The following is an 18,076-nucleotide window of genomic DNA, read 5'->3' as shown; positions in this document are numbered from 1 at the left end:
ACGCATTATCCGCCATCCGCCGCACCCGGCCCTACAGCTTCCGCCATCGCGCCATCGAGGCCTGCCTCACCTCCGACTGGCCCTGGTAGCCCCCGGGCCGTGCGGCGTCAACGCCGAGCGCAGCGCGGGTGCCAGCTGCGCCACGACGTCGTCGGCCGACAGCGAGGCGACCGGCTCCAACCGCAGCAGGTAGCGGGTCCGCGTGCGGACGCAACCCTCAGCCGCTTACGAGTTCGATCAGCATCCAGGCGGCGGCAAGCGCGTAGACACAGGCGTACAGGGCGTGCAGCGGGCGGTTCAGGCGCAGATACCGGGTGGCGGCGGCGTCGGAGACCGCCTGGCCGGAGACCAGTCTCTCCTCCGGGGCGGTGAATCCCGTGACCCGGTGGACGGCGAGTAGCAGGGGCAGGCTGGCGACGGCGAGGATGCGGCCGGTCAGGGGTGGCTGCCAGGCTGCGGCCAGCGCAGCCACTGCCGCGAAGAACTGCAACAGCATGGCGGCGGCGTAGGTGGTTTTCAGGTGGGTGCGACGGCGAAATGGGGCGTAGGAGCGTTGCAGTTCATTGACCTGCTCGGTGCGCACCATGTGACTGAAGTAGCCGCCGATCGTCAGGCAGTACATGGTCAGGAAGCCGGCGACCATGGCGGTGGTGAGGACGGCCAGGACCTGCAGGACAAGAGCGACTGTCATGTCGTGAGCGTCTCCCTGCCGGGTGCCGGAGGGCAAGAGGTGTCAGGAACCACGAGCGGAGTGAACGGGGCGGGAGCATGCGCGCGCCTGCAGTCCGCACCCCGGCGGGCGAGTTGAACCAGCGGGGGAGGAGCTCGGCGGCTAGCCGACGGCGCCCAGGGCGGTGAGCATGGGGCGCATCTTCGCCTTGGTTTCAGCCAGTTCGTCGGCGGGCTCCGATTCGGGCATGATCCCGCCGCCGCCGAACACCCGTGCCGGCGCTGTTGGTCCCGCCCCGCCGGGCGGCAGCGCGGCACTGCGCAGCGCGATGCACCACTCGCCCTCGCCGTGCCAGTCCACCCAGCCGACCGGGCCGGCGTACCGGCCCCGGTCCATGCCCTCGACCTCGGCGATGATGCGGGCGGCTGCGGCGGTGGGGGTGCCGCATACGGCGGCGGTGGGGTGCAGCGCGCCCACCAGGGACAGCGCCCCCGTGTCCCCGGCGACCACGCCGGTGATGTCGGTGGCCAGGTGCAGCACGTTCGGCAGCGTCAGCACCCGCGGGGGCTCCGCCTCCACCGCGGAGCACAGGGGCTCCAGGGCGGTAATCGCCGAGTCCCGCGCCAGTTCGTGCTCGGCCCGGTTCTTCGCCGACGCCGCCAGCCACTGCGCCAGCCGGGCCGCCTCGCGCTCGCGGCCGAACGCATCACCCGCATGGCGTCGCGCCGTCCCCGCCAGGACTCGGCTGGCCAGGCGCCTGCCCTCCAGGCGCACCAGCAGCTCCGGGGTGGCTCCCACCATGGAATCGACGGCGAAGGTCCAGCACGACGGATACTCCGCGCCCAGGCGGCGCAGCAGCTCGCCGGTCACCAGGGGTGCGGCCGGCCTCACCAGCAGATCCCGCGCCAGCACCACCTTGCGCGCCTCGCCGGCGGCTATGCGCCGACGCACCTGCGCGACGGCGGCCAGGTAGTCGGCCTCGGGCAGTGCGCCGACCGAGACCGCGGGGGCGTCGGGGGAGGGGGCACCCGTCTGGGCGGACGCCGACGGGCGCACCCGGGCCAGCACCTCCGCCACCTCCGGGTGTGCCTCGCCATCGGCGACGGCGGTGGTCAGCCACGCCCCGGAGTCATCCAGGCCCACGAGCACGCGCGGCACCACCAGCACGGAGACGGCGGCTGAGGTCGGGGAGAAGGCGATGGTGCCCAGGGCCACCGGGCCGGTGCCGGGCCGCACCAGGGCGTCGCGCCACCAGGAGGCGTACACGGTGGCCCGCCAGGCGCTCCGCAGCGCCTCAATCCGGTCCGGCCCCTGCGCCTCCAGCCGCAGCGCCTGCCCCCAGCCGACTAGGCCACGCCCGTGCCGCACCCAGCTGACGACGTCCTCCCGCCCCGCCAGGAGGTCGAGCAGCCCCGTGCCGCCGTCGCCACCCTCCGGGGTGATGACGCCGGCGGGCAGGGCGGTGGTGCGGAAGGACAGTCGCGGCGGTGAGGCGGTGGCCTGCGTCGCGGAGAGCACTCGCGCGTCGACGGTGGCCCGTTCGGGAGGCGACCCGGCCACCTCAGGCCTCCGGGGCCGTCGGCGCGGCGTCGGCGGCGCTGCGGTCCGCGGGGATCCCCGGCCTGGTGGCGCGGTGGATGGCCACGATCCCGCCGGACAGGTTCTTGTAGCCCACGCCCCGCCAGCCGGCGTCCTGGATCAGTGCGGCCAGGGCCTCCTGGTCGGGCCAGGCCAGGATCGACTCGCCCAGGTAGCCGTAGGCGTCCGCGTTGGAGGACACCAGGCGCCCGGCCGCCGGCAGGGCAGTGCCCAGGTAGAAGCGGTACAGGCGCCGGAACGCCGTCTGCACGGGGGTGGAGAACTCGGCGATCACCAGCCGCCCACCGGGCCGAGTCACCCGCGCCATCTCCGCCAGCGCCGCCGCCGTGTCCTGCACATTGCGCAGCCCGTAGGAGACGGTGACCACGTCGAAGTCGGCGTCGGGGAAGGGCAGGGCGGTGGCGTCGCCGACCACGAACTCGATCTCGGGGTGGCGGCGGCGTCCCTCGGCCACCATGCCGGCGGACAGGTCGCAGGCCGCCACATCCGCGCCGTCGGCCGCGTAGTCGACGCTGGAGGTGCCGGTGCCGGCGGCCAGGTCCAGCACCCGCATGCCGGGGCGCGCCGCGACGGCCGCGCGCGTGACCGCGCGCCACATGCGCACCTGCCACAGGCTCATGACGTCATTAGTCAGGTCATAGCGGCGCGCGACGGCGTCGAACATGCCCGCTACCTCGCGGGGGTCCTTGGCTAGGGAGGCTCGGCTCATGGGGGTGATCCTTGCAGATCCCGGACCGGGTCCGTACGCCTGCGGCGGTCGGGTCGGGGGCGTCGCCCAGGAGACCGCTAATTCGCAAGGGTAGGTATCTCTAAATACGTGTCGAATGCGGTCCGCCCGCTCGCCGGTGCGTGGCGTATGGCCGCGCGTTACCCTGGAAATCGCGGGGAATAATCGGGGGTCCCGGAGGCGCGGGCCCGGGCGGTCGACGAGGTGCGCAGGTCAGCCGGTAATGTCTCGGCCGGTCCCGGTCTGTCTACAGGGCGTCCGGGTCCCGACCGCCCTCCCCGGTGGCCGGCAGACAGCTCCGACATCCCGTCCCGCACGAGTCCAATGCGAAGGAGGCACGCAGCAATGGCAGCAGCCGCTGGCAGCCTGAGCGCCGACGTCGTGGTCGTGGGAGCCGGCCCCGCGGGCTCGTCCGCCGCCTACCACCTGGCCCGGCTGGGCCTGGACGTACTGCTGCTCGAGCGGCAGGAGCTCGGGCGGGACAAGGTCTGCGGCGATGGGCTCACCCCCGCCGCCGTGCGCGAACTGGTGCGCATGGGGGTGGACACCTCCACTTGGCAGCGCAACCAGGGGCTGCGCGTAATCGGCGGCGGGCACCAGCTGCACATCCCGTGGCCCGAGCAGGCCAGCCTGCCCTCCTACGGCCTGGCCCGGCGCCGCGCCGAGCTGGACCGGGACCTGGCCGCCCACGCCGTCGGCGCCGGTGCCCGGCTGCTCACCGGCGTGACCGCCACGGCTCCGGTTACCAACACCGCCGGCCGCGTCACCGGCGTGAAGATCGCCCCCACCCCCCGCAGCCCCGAGCCGGGCATTGAGGCCCCGGCCACCGTCCGTGCGCCCCTGGTAATGGACGCCGGCGGCGTCTCCGCCCGCCTGGCCACCGCCGTCGGCCGCAAGAAGAACGAGCGCAAGCCGCTGGGCGTGGCCGTGCGCGCCTACTTCCGCTCCCCGCGCGCCGACGACGCCTGGATGGAGTCCCGCCTGGAGCTCTGGGACGGCCCGGCCGGACGCTCCGACCTGCTGCCCGGGTACGGCTGGATCTGGAGCGTGGGCGACGGCCTGGTCAATGTCGGCCTGGGCTCAGTGGCCTCCACGCCGGCGGCTGCCTCCGCCCGCGGCATCGACTACCGCTCCGTTTTCAACCGCTGGCTGGAGCACGTGCCCGCCGCCTGGGGCTTCACCCCGGAGAACCGGGTGGGCCGCATCGCCTCCGCGGCCCTGCCCATGGCCTTCAACCGCAAGCCGCACTACGCCGACGGGCTCATGCTGCTGGGTGACGCCGGCGGCATGGTGTCCCCCTTCAACGGGGAGGGCATCGCCCAGGCGCTCATGGCGGGGCGCCTGGCCGCCGAGGCGGCCGCGCAGGCGGCGGCCCGCACCACGGCCGCCGGGCGGGAGCTCGCCCTGTCCCAGTACCCCGCCGCCCTGGAGGCGCAGATGGGCGGCTACTACACGCTCGGGCGCATCTTCGTCGCCCTGATCGAGCATCCCGAGGTGATGCGCGTGTGCACCCGCTACGGGCTGCCGCGCAAGCACCTCATGCGACTCGTCGCCAAGCTCCTTTCCGATGGCTGGGAGCGTCGTGGCGGCGACGGAATCGACCACTTCATCCAACTTCTGACAAGGATGGTGCCGGCAGCATGAATCCGTACGTCTCCCTGCTCATCATGGCGGCAGTCGCCATGGTCGTCGCCGTCGGCGGCCTGGTGCTGTCCGCGATCGTGAGCCCGAACCGGCGCAACCGGGTCAAGGTCGCCAACTACGAGTGCGGCATCGATCCCACCCCCACCAATGTCGACCAGGGCCGGTTCCCCGTGTCCTTCTACCTGGTCGGCATGACCTTCATCATCTTCGACGTCGAGGTCGTCTTCCTCTACCCGTGGGCCACCGCCTTCGCGCAGCTGGGCTTCTTCGGTCTGAGCGCCGCCCTCGTCTTCATCGCCCTGATCACGGTGCCCTACCTCCTGGAGTGGCGCCGCGGCGGCCTGGACTGGGAGTGAGGGAGCAAGCCCCATGAACATGCGCGAGTACAACGAGAAGATGCTCCACATCCCCTCCAAGCGGGATGACCTGCAGGCGCAGGCGCTGGAGAGCGTCGAGGGCCCCGGCTTCATGCTCACCACCGTGGAGAAGCTGGCCGACCTGGCCCAGGCGCGGTCGCTGTGGCCGGTGACCATGGGCCTGGCCTGCTGCGCCATCGAGATGATGGCCACCGGAACGCCCCGCTTCGACATGGCCCGCTTCGGCTGGGAGGTCTTCCGCGCCTCGCCGCGCCACGCCGACGTCATGATCGTCTCCGGCCGCGTCTCCCACAAGATGGCCCCGGTGGTGCGCAACGTCTACGACTCCATGCCCGAGCCCAAGTGGGTCATCTCCATGGGGGCGTGCGCCTCCTCCGGCGGCGTGTTCAACAACTACGCCGTGGTTCAGGGCGCCGACCACATCGTCCCGGTGGACATCTACCTGCCCGGCTGCCCGCCGCGACCGGAGATGCTGCTGAACGCCATGCTCGAGCTGACCCGCCAGATCGAGCGCAAGCCGATCTTCGCCCACCGCGAGGAGATCGCCCGCGCCGTTGAGGCCGCCGCCCTCAAGGCCGTCCCCACCGCCGAGATGAAGGGGCTGCTCGCATGACCGCCAGTGCCGACAACGCCGAGAAGAACACCGCACCCGAGGCGGACGCCGTCGCCGCGCCCGCAGCCGCGGCGGTCCCGGAGGTGGCCGGCCACCCGGTGCCCGAGGCGCTGCGCCTGGAGGTCATCGGCGTCCACTCCGGCCAGTTCGGCGCCCCGGACGCCGGCGACACCAGCGGTTACGGCGGCACCACCGGCGTGGTCACCCTCGCCCCGGCGGCCACCCGCCCCTACGGGGAGTGGTTCGACGACGTCGTCGACGCCCTGATCGAGGACCTCACCGAGGCGGACGTGGACCCTGCCGCCGCCATTGAGAAGGTAGTGGTGGACCGCGGCGAGCTCACCCTTTTCATCACCCGCGAGCACCTGCTGGACGTGGCGCGCCCGCTGCGTGATGACCAGGACCTGCGCTTCGAGCTGTGCCTGGGCGTCACGGGCGTGCACTACCCGGCCGACGCCGGACGCGAGCTGCACGCCTGCTACGAGCTGATCTCACTGACCCACGGCGCCCGCGCCCTGCGCCTGGAGGTCACCTGCCCGGAATCCGACCCGCACGTGCCCTCGCTGGTGGCGGTATACCCCGGCAACGACTGGCATGAGCGCGAGGCCTGGGACCTGATGGGCATCGTCTTCGACGGCCACCCCAACCTGACGCGCTCGGCCATGCCCGACGACTGGGTCGGTCACCCGCAGCGCAAGGACTACCCGCTCGGCGGCATCCCCGTCGAGTACAAGGGCGCCTCAACCGCCACCGCCGACACCCGGAGGTCGTACCGCTGATGAGCACAATGCACGCCACCGGACCCGCCACCGACGACATCGCCGCCGGCGCCCCCCAGTACACCGCCAACGGCGGGGACTGGGATGAGATCGCCGCCCAGATCGCCGCGCGCGACGAGGAGGACCGCCTCCAGCGCGACCGCGTGGTGGTCAACATGGGCCCGGTCCACCCCTCCACCCACGGTGTGCTGCGCCTGGTGCTGGAGACGGACGGGGAGACCGTCACCGAGCTGCGGGCCGGCACCGGCTTCCTGCACACCGGCATCGAGAAGAACATGGAGTACCGCACCTGGGTGCAGGGGGAGACCTTTGTGACCCGCATGGATTACGTGGCCCCGTTCTTCCAGGAGGTCGGCTACGCCCTGGCGGTGGAGAAGCTGCTGGGCATCACCGACGACGTCCCCGAGAAGGCCACCGTCGCCCGGGTGCTGCTCATGGAGCTCAACCGCATCGCCAGCCACGTGGTGGCCGTCGGATCGGCCGGCAACGAGATGGGCGGCACCACGCTCATGACCATCTCCTTCCGCTGCCGTGAGAACATCCTGCGCGCCTTCGAAATGGCCTCCGGGCTGCGCATGAACCACGCCTACGTGCGTCCCGGCGGCCTGGCCCAGGACCTGCCGGAGGGCTTCACCGACTTCGTCCGCTCGGTCATGCCGAACATCAAGAACGACCTGGGTGAGCTGGAGTCCCTGCTCATGGCCAACCCGATCCTGAAGTCCAGGTTCGTGGGCGTCGGGGAGATGACCCTGGCCGCGGCCATGGCGATGGGGCTGACCGGTCCGTGCATCAGGGCCGCCGGCTACCCGCTGGACATGCGCAAGCTGCGCCCCTACTGCGGGTATGAGACCTACGACTTCGAGGTCCCCGTGTACGACCGCTCCGACTGCTACAACCGGCTGCGGGTCCGCTTCGACGAGTGCTACCAGTCACTCAAGATCGTCTCCCAGGCGCTGGATCGGCTCGATGAGATCGCCGCCCGCGGCGACGACCCGTCCAACACCACCATGGTGGCCGACCCGACGATCGCCTGGCCCGCGCGCATGGCCATCGCCACCGACGGGCAGGGGCAGTCCCTGGAGCACGTCAAGGAGATCATGGGCTCGTCGATGGAGTCCCTGATCCACCACTTCAAGCTGGTCACCCAGGGATTCCGGGTGCCGGCCGGGCAGGTGTACCAGACGGTTGAGCACGCCAAGGGCGTCCTCGGCATCCAGGCCGTCTCCGACGGCGGCACCCGCCCCTACCGGGTCCACTTCCGTGACCCCTCCTACTCCAACCTGCAGTCGCTGGCCATGATGAGCGAGGGCGGCATGATCGCCGACGTCGTCCCCTCCCTGGCCTCGATCGACCCCGTCCTGGGAGGCGTGGACCGCTGATGAGCACCATTGAGAACACCCCCGCCCCGACGGCCGAGTCCGCCGGCGTCGCACTCGGCTACAGCCCCGAGGTGGCCGCGCAGCTCGACGCCGACATCGCCGAGATCATGGGCCGCTACCCGGAGGGGCACCAGCGCAGCGCCATCATCCCCATGCTGCACCTGCTGCAGAGCGTGGACGGCTACGTCTCCCCGGCCGGCATCGCCCTGGTGGCGCAGAAGCTGGAGCTGACCCGCTCAGAGGTCTCCGCCGTCGCGACCTTCTACAGCCAGTTCCGCCGGCACCCCGCCGGCGAGTACCACGTGGGGGTGTGCACCAACGCCCTGTGCGCCGTGATGGGTGGGGACGAGGTCTGGCAGGCGGTCAGCGAGCACACCGGGCTGGGCAGTGACGAGACCAGCGCTGACGGGCGTATCAGCCTTGAGCGCGTGGAGTGCAACGCCGCCTGCGACTACGCCCCGGTGGTGATGGTCAACTGGGAGTTCTTCGACAACCAGACCCCCGCCTCCGCCGTCGACCTGGTAGAGCGCCTGGAGCGCGGCGAGGACGTGACCCCCACCCGCGGCCCGGAGACCGTGCCCACCTTCCGGGAGAACGAGCGGCTGCTGGCCGGCTTCGAGGACGGACGCGCCGATGAGGGCATCGCCGCCGGCGAGTCCAGCCTGCGCGGCCTGCGGCTCGCACGCGTGCACGACTGGAAGGCACCCACCCAGGAGGAGGACAAGTGAGCGAGCAGACTCGCGGCCCCGTGGAGCCGGCCTTCACCGCCCCGGGCACTCTCACCCCGGTCCTGACCGACATGTGGGACAAGGAGCGCTCCTGGACGCTTGACGCCTACCGGGACGCCGGCGGCTACCAGGGCCTGGCCCGGGCCAAGACCATGAGCTCCGCCGAGCTGATCGAGCTGGTCAAGGCCTCCAACCTCCGCGGCCGCGGCGGCGCGGGCTTCCCCACCGGACTCAAGTGGTCATTCCTGCCCGCCCCGGACGGCCTGCCCCGCTACCTGGTGGTGAACGCCGACGAGTCCGAGCCCGGCACCTGCAAGGACATGCCCACCCTGATGGCGAACCCCCACGCCCTGGTGGAGGGCGTGGCCATCACCTCCCGGGCCATCGGCGCCGACCGCGCCTTCGTGTACGTGCGCGGCGAGGTCGCCCACGCCTACCGGCGGCTGCTGCACGCCATCCACGACGCCACCGACGCCGGCCTGCTCTCCGACGGCTTCGGCCTGGACGGCGACCAGCCGCTCAAGATCGTCGCCCACGCCGGCGCCGGCGCCTACATCTGCGGTGAGGAGACGGCGCTGCTGGACTCCCTGGAGGGGCGTCGCGGCCACCCGCGCCTGCGCCCCCCGTTCCCGGCGGTGCAGGGCCTGTACGCGCGCCCCACCGTCATCAATAACGTGGAGACCATCGCCTCCGTGCCCGGAGTGCTGGCCCGCGGCGCCGCCTGGTACTCGGCCATGGGCACCGAGCGCTCCAAGGGACACGGCCTGTTCTCCGTGACCGGGCACGTGGCCAGCCCCGGGCAGTTCGAGGCGCCCTTCGGCATCACCATGCGCGAGCTCATTGAGCTGGCCGGGGGCATCCGCAAGGGCCACGAGTTGAAGTTCTGGGTGCCGGGCGGCTCCTCCACCCCGATCTTCGGGCCCGAGGAACTGGACATCCCGCTCGACTACGAGTCCGTGGTCGGTGCCGGCTCCCTGCTGGGCACGCGCGCCCTGCAGGTATTCGACGACACCGTCTCGGTGGTGCGCGTGGTGTCCCGGTGGACCGAGTTCTACCAGCACGAGTCCTGCGGCAAGTGCACGCCCTGCCGCGAGGGCACCTACTGGATGCGGCAGATCATGACCCGTCTGGAGGCCGGCCGGGGTGAGCGCGGCGACGTCGAGAAGCTGGAGGACATCGCCTCCAACATCTCCGGCCGCTCCTTCTGCGCCCTCGGCGACGCCGCCGCCACCCCGGTGCTGTCCGGCATCAAGCGCTTCCGCAGCGAGTTCGAGGCCGGCTACACCACTCCCGCGGCAGAGCTGTTCCCGCACGCGGCCTCCTCCATTGTCAACAGCCCGGCTGAGAGCGGACGGTGACCACATGACTGACACGGTCAACATCACGATCGACGGCATGAACGTCGAGGTGGACAAGGGCACGCTGCTGATCCGCGCCGCGGAGCGGGTGGGTGTGCGGATCCCGCGCTTCTGCGACCACCCCCTGCTGGCGCCGTCGGCCAACTGCCGCCAGTGCCTGGTCGAGGTGGCCATGCCGGGCCGGGACGGCGTCGTCCGCCCCATGCCCAAGCCACAGCCCGCCTGCGCCATGACCGCCTCCGAGGGCATGGAGGTCTCCACCCAAGCCACCAGCCAGGTGGCCGCCAAGGCACAGGCCGGCACCATGGAGTTCCTCCTGATCAACCACCCCCTGGACTGCCCCGTGTGCGACAAGGGCGGTGAGTGCCCCCTGCAGAACCAGGCCCTGGAGCTGATGTCCTCCGGCGCCCAGGCGGCCACCCGCTTCACCGACGTCAAGCGGACCTTCCCCAAGCCGCTGCGCCTGACCAGCAACATCCTGCTCGACCGCGACCGCTGCATCCTGTGCCAGCGCTGCGTGCGCTTCGCCGACCAGATCGCCGGCGACCGCTTCATCACCCTGCAGGGGCGCGGCGCCGGCCACGCCGGCGGGGAGATCACCGGCGGGCTGTACTCCGAGCAGATCGGCCGCTTCGACTCCGGCGTGCTGGACTTCCACGACCCCGAGGCCCTCGCCACCCGGCCCACGCAGACCGTGCGCGGCGGAGCGCACCTGGTGCCCGAGGACGACCTGGCCGGCCCCGGCGGGCAGCCCGGCGTCGTGGACGGACCCGCCTACGGTCCCGGCACGCTCGGCGGCGCCGAGGAGCTGGACGTCTCCGGCCGCCCCTTCGCCTCCTACTTCTCCGGCAACATCATCCAGATCTGCCCGGTGGGCGCCCTGACCAGCGCCCGCTACCGGTTCCGTGCCCGCCCCATGGACCTGGTGTCGACGGACACCGTCACCGAGCACGACGCCTCCGGCTCCGCGCTGCGCGTGGACATGCGCCGCGGCGTCGTCCTGCGCCGCCTGGCCGGCAACGACCCCGAGGTCAACGAGGAGTGGATCACCGACAAGGACCGCTTCGCCTTCCCCTGGTCCACACTGGAGGACCGCCTGGACATGCCGCTCGTGCGCGATGAGAACACCGGCGAGCTGGTTGCGACCTCCTGGTCCGACGCCCTGGACGTGGCCGCGCGCGGCCTGTCCCGCGCCCGCGAGGACGGCGGCGTGGGACTGCTGCCCGGCGCCCGCCTGACACTCGAGGACGGCTGGGCCTGGTCACGCTTCGCCCGCACGGTGCTGGGCACCAATGACATCGACCAGCGCGTGCGCGCGCACTCCACCGAGGAGGACACCTTCCTGGCCGCGCGGGTGGCCGGCACCGGCCTGGGCGCGGTCACCTACCGGTCCCTGGAGACCGCCGGCCAGGTGCTGCTGATCGGCCTGGAGCCCGAGGACGAGTGCGGTTCCCTGTTCCTGCGGCTGCGCAAGGGCGTGCGGGCCGGCGGCGTCAAGGTCGCGACCGTCGCGAACCTCCGCTCCGCGGGCTCGCGCAAGCTCGGCGCCGAGGTCGTCCTGGCCGTCCCCGGCACCGAGGCCCGCGCCGTCGCCCTGCTGTCCCAGACCCATCCCGAGCTGACCCGGGCCCTGGGCCAGGAGGGCGCCACCATCCTGGTGGGGGAGCGGGCCGCCGCGGTCCCCGGCCTGCTGTCCGTCGTCGACACGCTCGCCACCGCCACCGGCGCCCGCCTGGCCTGGGTGCCGCGCCGTGCGGGTGAGCGCGGCGGCATCGAGGCGGGCCTGCTGCCGCACCTGCTGCCCGGTGGCCGCCCGGTGGCGGACGCCGTCGCCCGCGCCCAGGTGCAGCAGCAGTGGGCGGCTCCGGGCGGGCTCACCGCCCCCGCGCCGCTGCCGGCACAGCCCGGCCGCGACACCACCGCGATCCTGGACGCCCTCGCCGACGGCGAGCTCGGCGGACTCGTGATCGGCGGCGTCGACCTGCGCGACTTCCCCGACCCGGGACTCGCCCGCACCGCCCTTTCAGCCTCCGGTTTCACCGTGCAGCTGGAGGTGCGCCGCACCGAGGTCAGTGAGCACGCCGACGTCGTCCTGCCGGTGGCGCCGCCGGTGGAGAAGAACGGCACCTTCGTCAACTGGGAGGGACGCGTGCGTCCCTTCGGGCAGGCCCACGTCTCCCGCGCCCGCACCGACCGGCAGGTGCTGGCCGCCCTGGCCGCCGAGATGGGCGCCGACCTGGACGTCGAAACCCTTGAGGACGTGCACGCGCAGATCAGTGCGCTCGGGCTCTGGGCGGGTGCCCGCCCCCGCGTCACCTTCACCCCCGCCCCGGAGTCGGACGCCCCGGCACAGGCACCCGCCTCCGGCCGTTCCACCGTCAGCGGCCTCGACGCCGTCCTGGCCACCCACAAGCCGATGCTCGACGCCGGCCGCCTCCAGGACGGGGAGCCCTTCCTGGCCGCGACCGCCCTGCGCCCCGTTGCGCGCGTCGGCGCCGACCTCGCCGCCCGCCTGCACCTGGCCGGAGGCGAGAGCGTCGACGTGACCACGCAGACCGGCACGGTCACGCTTCCGGCCGTCGTCGGCGGCGTCCCCGACGGCGTCGTCTGGCTGCCGGAGTGCTCGCCCGGGTCCACGGTCCGCCAGAGCCTCGGCGCCGGCCACGGCGCCCGCGTCTCCCTCTCGCTCACCACTGCGGACAGCCCGGAGGTGGCCCAGTGAATCCGATCGGAATTGCCAGTGTCCCGAGCAGCGTGACGGCCCTGCCGCCGACCGCCCTGGCCGCGCAGGGCGGCGGGGTCATTGCCGACTACTCGGCGGAGACCTGGTGGCTGACCCTGATCAAGGCCGTGTTCATCATGGTCTTCCTGATCCTCAGCGTGATCCTCGCCATCTGGGCGGAGCGGCGCGTCCTGGGGCGCATGCAGACCCGGCCCGGACCCAACGTCAACGGGCCACTGGGCCTGCCGCAGCTGATCGCGGACGCCGCCAAGCTCATCATGAAGGAGGACTTCTGGCTCAAGGGCGCCGAGAGCCTCATCTACCTCCTGGGCCCGATCATCGCCGCCTTCAGCGCCTTCATGATCTACGCGGTCATACCCTTCGGGCCGCAGGTGAGCATGTTCGGCCATTCCACGCCGCTGCAGCTGACGGACTTCCCCGTCTCCGTGCTGTACGTGCTGGCCATCACCGGATTCGGTGTGTACGGCATCATCCTCGGCGGCTGGTCCACTCACTCCACCTACCCGCTGTTCGGCTCCGTCCGCTCGGCGGCGCAGGTCATCTCCTACGAGCTGAGCATGAGCCTGTCGATCCTGACGGTCTTCCTCGCCTCCGGCACCATGTCCACCTCCGGCATCGTCGGCGCGCAGGAGCGCCTGTGGTGGTGCGTGGCCATGATTCCCAGCTTCCTCATCTACGTGGTCTCCATGGTCGGTGAGGTCAACCGCCTGCCCTTCGACCTGCCCGAGGCGGAGGGCGAGCTCGTCGCCGGCCACATGGTGGAGTACTCCTCCATGAAGTTCGCCTGGTACTACCTGGGCGAGTACATCAACATGTTCAACGTCTCCGCGGTGTGCACCACCCTGTTCCTGGGCGGCTGGCGCTCCTTCATCCTGGCCAGCTTCTGGGACGGCGCCAACTCCGGCTGGTGGCCGATGCTGTGGTTCGTCATGAAGGTCTGGTGCGTCATGCTCTTCATGATCTGGACCCGCGGCACGCTGGTGCGTATCCGCTACGACCACTTCATGAAGCTCGGCTGGAAGTTCCTCATCCCCGTCTCCCTGGTGTGGTTCGTGCTGGTCGCCATCGTGCAGGGCTACCGCTCCTTCTCCGGCGGCTCCACCCAGGGGCTGCTGCTCGTGCTCGCCGCCATCTTCCTAGTGGCCATGGTGATCCTGCTGATCCTGCCCGAGGGCGGAGAGGAGGACGAGCTCGAGGACTCCGGCACGCTGGAGGACGACGCCGAGTCGATCACCGTGCCGGGTGAGGAGTTCGATGCCTTCGCGGACGGATTCCCGGTGCCGCCGCTGCCCGGGCAGAAGCTGCCGCCGTCCCCGCGCGCCCGCCGCGCAGACCGCGCCGCCGCACCGGTGCTCGACGCCGCCAGCGATGTTTCGCTGTCCGCGGCCTCGATCCAGACGGCCACCGACTCCGACGTCACCGCTCAGGAGGGAACCGATGACTGACCCAACGCCCCAGGCACCCCGCCCGGAGGGCCGGGAGGACACCGACCACGACCAGTGGCTGCGGGACGAGCCCAGCGCCCTGGGACGCGTATTCGCCCCCGTCGCCGGATACGGTGTCACGCTGTCCTCCATCTTCCGGCCCACGGTCACCGAGCTGTACCCCTTCGAGGAGCCGGTGCTCATGCCCCGGTACCACGGGCGCCACCAGCTCAACCGCTACGACGACGGCCTGGAGAAGTGCATCGGCTGCGAGCTGTGCGCCTGGGCCTGCCCCGCCGACGCCATCTACGTGGAGGCCGCGCCCAACGCACCCGGGGCGCAGTACTCGCCCGGTGAGCGCTATGGGCGCGTGTACCAGATCAACTACCTGCGCTGCATCTTCTGCGGGCTCTGCATTGAGGCCTGCCCAACGCGCGCACTGACCATGACCCATGAGATCGACGAGCTGGTCGGCCCCACCCGCTCCGGCCTCATCTACGAGAAGCAGGACCTGCTGGCACCGGTCCCCGACGGCGCCCTGGCGGCCCCCCACCCCATGGTCGAGGGCACCGAGGACGGCGACTACTACCGCGGAGCCGTCACCGGACCCACTCAGGCGCAGGTCGACTGGGTGCGTGAGAACCGCCCCGAGGACCCCACGCTGAAGTCCGCGCGGCCAGTCCCGGCGCCGGCGACGGCACAGAAGGAGGCGGTGCACTCATGATGCCCACGACCACCCTGCCGACGAGCCTGACGGCGGCCGGCACCCTGTCCGGAGGCGAGACGATCCTGTTCGCCGTCGTCGCCGTCATCATGGTCGCCTGCGGCCTCATCCTGCTCACCGCCAAGCGCGCCGTGAACGCCGCCGTGAGCATGATCCTGATCATGATCTGCCTGGCGGTGCTGTATGTAGCCAATGAGGCGCCCTTCCTGGGAATCATCCAGGTGGTGGTCTACACCGGAGCGGTGATGACGCTCGTACTGTTCGTCGTGATGCTGGTGGGCGTCGGCGGAGACGAGCCCGTCGCAGCCCACTCCGCCGCCACCAAGTGGCTGCTGGCCCTGTTCGGGATCGGCCTGATCGCAGTGATCGCCGCCGTCGTTTGGCGCACCGTGTTCCCGCCCGCCACCGGCCTGGCGGGCGGCGACGACGCCACCCCGCAGTCACTGGCCGCGGTCCTGTTCGGCGACCACGTCGTCACCATGGAGCTGACCGGCATCCTGCTCATCACCGCCGCGGTCGGGGCACTGACCCTCACCCACCGCCAGCGGGTCCGCCCCCGCCTGTCGCAGCGAGACCGCGTCGACGCCAGGATGCGCGCCTACGCGGCCGCGGGCACCCACCCCGGTCAGAAGCCCATGTCCGGTGTATACGCCGCCACCAACACGGCCGCCGCACCCGCACTGTCCGCCTCCGGCGAGGCCCTGGAGGAGTCGGTCTCCCGGGTGCTGCGTGTTCGCGGGCAGGCCCTGGAGCTGTCCGACGTCTCCCCGGAGATGGGCGCGGCTCAGCGCGCCGGCCGGATCGCGCAGCGCGAGGACGCCACCGTCGGCCGCTCCGGCATGCCGGCGATGCCCGGCGCCCCCGCCCCCGTTGTCGCCCAGCCCGTCGCCCCGCCGGCCACCCCGGCGCAGGGCGTTCCCGCCGAGGCATCAGCCGAGGAAACCGAGGAGGAGCACAAGTGAGCGTCCCCGTAACCGCCTACGTCGTGCTCGCCGGGGTGCTGTTCACCCTCGGCGCCCTGACCGTGCTGCTGCGGCGCAACGCGATCATCGAACTGATGGGCGTGGAGCTCATGCTCAACGCCGTCAACCTCGTCCTGGTCACCTTCTCCCGCATGTACGGGGACCTGACGGGGCAGGTGTTCGCCTTCTTCGCGATCGTCGTGGCCGCGGCCGAGACCGTGGTTGGGCTGAGCATCGTCGTATCCGTCTTCCGCACCCGCAGGTCCACGTCCGTTGACGACCTGAACCTGCTCAAGAACTAGAAGGAGCCGAGATCATGACCGCATCCTCTCTCGCGCTCTCCTCCGGGCTGCTCGCCGCCCAGTCCGTGGTCGGCTCCGCCGCCCCGGCCACCGGCGCCGCCGCGCTGGCGTGGCTGCTCATCGCCGTACCCGCCGCCTCCGCCGCTGTCCTGCTGCTGGCCGGCCGGGCCGCCGACCCCTGGGGGCACTGGCTCGGCGTGCTCGCCTCCGCCTTCAGCGCCGGGCTCGGCCTGGTCATCCTCACCCAGCTGCTCGGGCTGCCCGCCGCGGACCGGGTCCTGGGCGTGCCCCTGTGGCGCTGGTTCGGCGCCGGCGACCTGGACGTGCGCCTGGGCCTGCGCCTGGACCCGCTGTCGCTGACCTTCGTGGTGCTGGTCACCTGCGTGGGCTTCCTGATCCACCTGTACTCGGTGGCATACATGGCCCACGACCGCGACCGCCGCCGCTTCTTCGCCTACCTGAACTTCTTCATCGCCGCCATGCTCACCCTGGTGCTCGGCGACTCCTACATCGCCCTGTTCATCGGCTGGGAGGGCGTGGGCCTGGCCTCCTACCTGCTCATCGGCTTCTGGAACACCGCCGACGCCGACGCCCCGCAGGCAGAGCGCTTCACCAGCCGGGAGAATGCCGCCGCCGCCAAGAAGGCGTTCATCATGAACCGCATCGGCGACGTCGGCCTGCTGCTGGCCATGATGGCCTGCATCGCACAGGTCGGCTCGGTCGCCTTCGACACGGTGCTGCCCGCCGCCCAGGAAGGGGGCATCTCCGCCGGGTGGCTGACCGCCATCGGCTTCAGCCTGCTGCTCGCCGCCTGCGGGAAGTCCGCCCAGTTCCCGCTGCAGGCCTGGCTGGGTGACGCCATGGCCGGCCCCACCCCGGTGTCCGCGCTGATTCACGCCGCCACCATGGTCACCGCCGGCGTCTACCTGATCGTCCGCTCCGGCGCCGTCTTCGAGGGCGCTCCCGACGCGCAGCTGGCCGTCGTCGTCGTCGGCGCCATCACGCTGGTGCTGGGCGCCGTCATCGGCTGCGCGAAGGACGACATGAAGAAGGTGCTGGCCGCCTCCACCATGAGCCAGATCGGCTACATGATGCTCGGCGCCGGACTCGGCCCGATCGGCTACGCCTTCGCCATCTTCCACCTGCTCACACACGGCTTCTTCAAGGCTCAGCTGTTCCTCGGCGCCGGCAGCGTCATGCACGCCATGAGCGACCAGGTCAATATGCGCCGCTTCGGTGGCCTGCGCCGCGCCATGAAGATCACCTGGATCACCATGGGCATCGGCTGGCTGGCCATCCTCGGCATCCCGCCCTTCTCCGGGTTCTGGTCCAAGGACCGGATCATCGAGGCGGCCTTCGTCGGTGACGGCGCCCGCCCCTGGATCCTGGGCACCATCGCCCTGCTGGGGGCCGGCCTCACCGCCTTCTACATGTCGCGGCTGTTCTTCATGATCTTCCACGGCCGCCCCCGGTGGACCACCGCCAAGGACATTGAGGGCGAGGTTCACCCCCACGAGTCCGGCTGGCTGATGACCCTTCCGCTGATCGTGCTGTCGGTCTTCTCACTGGGCCTGGGTGGGGCACTGACGGTCGGCAACGCCTTCGTCACCTGGTTGGAGCCGGTCACCGGGCACGCCACCCACGGTGAGCCGGTGCTCCCGGCCACCGCCATCATGCTCGCCACCCTTGCGCTGGTGATCGTCGGGATCATCACCGCCTGGACGATGTACGTGCGCCGCGACGTGCCCACAGTGGTGCAGCGTGCGAACGTCCTGGTGGAGGCCGCCCGCCACGACATGTACCAGGACACCATCAACGAGGCCGTGGCCATGCGCCCCGGGCAGGGACTCGTCCTCGCCGCAGGTGCGTCCGACCGCTACGTCGTCGACGGCGCCGTAGAGGGACTAGCCAAGGGGACCGCCGCGCTGGGCCGACTCACCGCACGCACCGAGTCCGGCTACGTCCGCTCCTACGCCGGGTACATGTTCGGCGGGGCGGTTCTCGCACTCATCGCCGTGCTGGCCGGCAGGTTCTGAGAGGACACGAG

General features: G+C 71.5%; 17 protein-coding genes. 13 read left to right on the top strand and 4 right to left on the bottom strand.

Annotated features, from left to right (window positions below):
• Window positions 1-66 precede the first annotated feature (66 nt).
• The 4 genes from E4J16_RS16270 to E4J16_RS10530 all read right to left on the bottom strand — a co-directional run bounded on the left by E4J16_RS16270 (window position 67) and on the right by E4J16_RS10530 (window position 2,978).
• Window positions 67-186, bottom strand: a complete 120-nt coding sequence (locus E4J16_RS16270; protein WP_420809343.1) for a hypothetical protein — start codon at window positions 184-186, stop codon at window positions 67-69.
• A gap of 31 nt (window positions 187-217) precedes the next feature.
• Window positions 218-691 (bottom strand): hypothetical protein, encoded by a 474-nt coding sequence (locus tag E4J16_RS10540; RefSeq protein WP_136313966.1) that lies wholly within the window; start codon window positions 689-691, stop codon window positions 218-220.
• A gap of 141 nt (window positions 692-832) precedes the next feature.
• Window positions 833-2,230: an isochorismate synthase gene (locus E4J16_RS10535; protein ID WP_136313965.1), complete on the bottom strand. Its 1,398-nt coding sequence runs from the start codon at window positions 2,228-2,230 to the stop codon at window positions 833-835.
• Window position 2,231: 1 nt separating this feature from the next.
• A complete protein-coding gene (locus tag E4J16_RS10530) occupies window positions 2,232-2,978 on the bottom strand; it encodes a demethylmenaquinone methyltransferase (RefSeq protein ID WP_136313964.1) in 747 nt (248 codons plus the stop codon).
• A 363-nt stretch (window positions 2,979-3,341) separates the two neighbouring features.
• Between E4J16_RS10530 and E4J16_RS10525 the strand changes: the two genes are divergently transcribed.
• From E4J16_RS10525 to nuoL, 13 genes are all read left to right on the top strand, one after another.
• Complete coding sequence (locus tag E4J16_RS10525) at window positions 3,342-4,640, top strand: geranylgeranyl reductase family protein (RefSeq protein ID WP_136313963.1); 1,299 nt, start codon at window positions 3,342-3,344, stop codon at window positions 4,638-4,640.
• Window positions 4,637-4,996, top strand: coding sequence for an NADH-quinone oxidoreductase subunit A (gene ndhC / locus E4J16_RS10520; RefSeq protein WP_136193357.1), 360 nt, complete (start codon window positions 4,637-4,639; stop codon window positions 4,994-4,996). The genes E4J16_RS10525 and ndhC overlap by 4 nt, the downstream gene beginning before the upstream one ends.
• A gap of 13 nt (window positions 4,997-5,009) precedes the next feature.
• Window positions 5,010-5,630 (top strand): NADH-quinone oxidoreductase subunit B, encoded by a 621-nt coding sequence (locus tag E4J16_RS10515; RefSeq protein ID WP_136193358.1) that lies wholly within the window; start codon window positions 5,010-5,012, stop codon window positions 5,628-5,630.
• Window positions 5,627-6,409, top strand: a complete 783-nt coding sequence (locus tag E4J16_RS10510; RefSeq protein ID WP_136313962.1) for an NADH-quinone oxidoreductase subunit C — start codon at window positions 5,627-5,629, stop codon at window positions 6,407-6,409. The genes E4J16_RS10515 and E4J16_RS10510 overlap by 4 nt, the downstream gene beginning before the upstream one ends.
• Window positions 6,409-7,788 (top strand): NADH-quinone oxidoreductase subunit D, encoded by a 1,380-nt coding sequence (locus E4J16_RS10505; protein ID WP_136313961.1) that lies wholly within the window; start codon window positions 6,409-6,411, stop codon window positions 7,786-7,788. The genes E4J16_RS10510 and E4J16_RS10505 overlap by 1 nt, the downstream gene beginning before the upstream one ends.
• Window positions 7,788-8,516 carry an NADH-quinone oxidoreductase subunit NuoE gene (gene nuoE, locus E4J16_RS10500; protein ID WP_136313960.1) on the top strand — a complete coding sequence of 243 codons (729 nt, stop codon included), beginning with the start codon at window positions 7,788-7,790 and terminating at the stop codon, window positions 8,514-8,516. The genes E4J16_RS10505 and nuoE overlap by 1 nt, the downstream gene beginning before the upstream one ends.
• 71 nt (window positions 8,517-8,587) lie before the next feature.
• Window positions 8,588-9,874 (top strand): NADH-quinone oxidoreductase subunit NuoF, encoded by a 1,287-nt coding sequence (gene nuoF / locus E4J16_RS10495; protein WP_136314665.1) that lies wholly within the window; start codon window positions 8,588-8,590, stop codon window positions 9,872-9,874.
• A 4-nt stretch (window positions 9,875-9,878) separates the two neighbouring features.
• Window positions 9,879-12,596: an NADH-quinone oxidoreductase subunit G gene (locus E4J16_RS10490; RefSeq protein ID WP_136313959.1), complete on the top strand. Its 2,718-nt coding sequence runs from the start codon at window positions 9,879-9,881 to the stop codon at window positions 12,594-12,596.
• The gene (gene nuoH, locus E4J16_RS10485) at window positions 12,593-14,062 is read left to right on the top strand and encodes an NADH-quinone oxidoreductase subunit NuoH (RefSeq protein WP_136193363.1); all 1,470 of its coding nucleotides are present in this window, start codon (window positions 12,593-12,595) and stop codon (window positions 14,060-14,062) included. The genes E4J16_RS10490 and nuoH overlap by 4 nt, the downstream gene beginning before the upstream one ends.
• The gene (gene nuoI / locus E4J16_RS10480) at window positions 14,055-14,765 is read left to right on the top strand and encodes an NADH-quinone oxidoreductase subunit NuoI (RefSeq protein ID WP_136193364.1); all 711 of its coding nucleotides are present in this window, start codon (window positions 14,055-14,057) and stop codon (window positions 14,763-14,765) included. Before nuoH ends, nuoI begins: the two co-directional genes overlap by 8 nt.
• Window positions 14,762-15,727 carry an NADH-quinone oxidoreductase subunit J gene (locus E4J16_RS10475; RefSeq protein ID WP_136313958.1) on the top strand — a complete coding sequence of 322 codons (966 nt, stop codon included), beginning with the start codon at window positions 14,762-14,764 and terminating at the stop codon, window positions 15,725-15,727. The genes nuoI and E4J16_RS10475 overlap by 4 nt, the downstream gene beginning before the upstream one ends.
• The gene (nuoK, locus tag E4J16_RS10470; protein ID WP_136193366.1) at window positions 15,724-16,029 is read left to right on the top strand and encodes an NADH-quinone oxidoreductase subunit NuoK; all 306 of its coding nucleotides are present in this window, start codon (window positions 15,724-15,726) and stop codon (window positions 16,027-16,029) included. The genes E4J16_RS10475 and nuoK overlap by 4 nt, the downstream gene beginning before the upstream one ends.
• A gap of 14 nt (window positions 16,030-16,043) precedes the next feature.
• Entirely contained in the window at window positions 16,044-18,065 is a 2,022-nt protein-coding gene (nuoL, locus tag E4J16_RS10465) for an NADH-quinone oxidoreductase subunit L (protein ID WP_136313957.1), read from the top strand.
• Window positions 18,066-18,076 lie beyond the last annotated feature (11 nt).

The organism is Actinomyces procaprae (assembly GCF_004798665.1).
GTDB classification, from domain to species: domain Bacteria; phylum Actinomycetota; class Actinomycetes; order Actinomycetales; family Actinomycetaceae; genus Actinomyces; species Actinomyces procaprae.
Note: the sequence above shows the minus strand (reverse complement) of the source record. Positions and strands in the feature narration are given on the sequence as shown.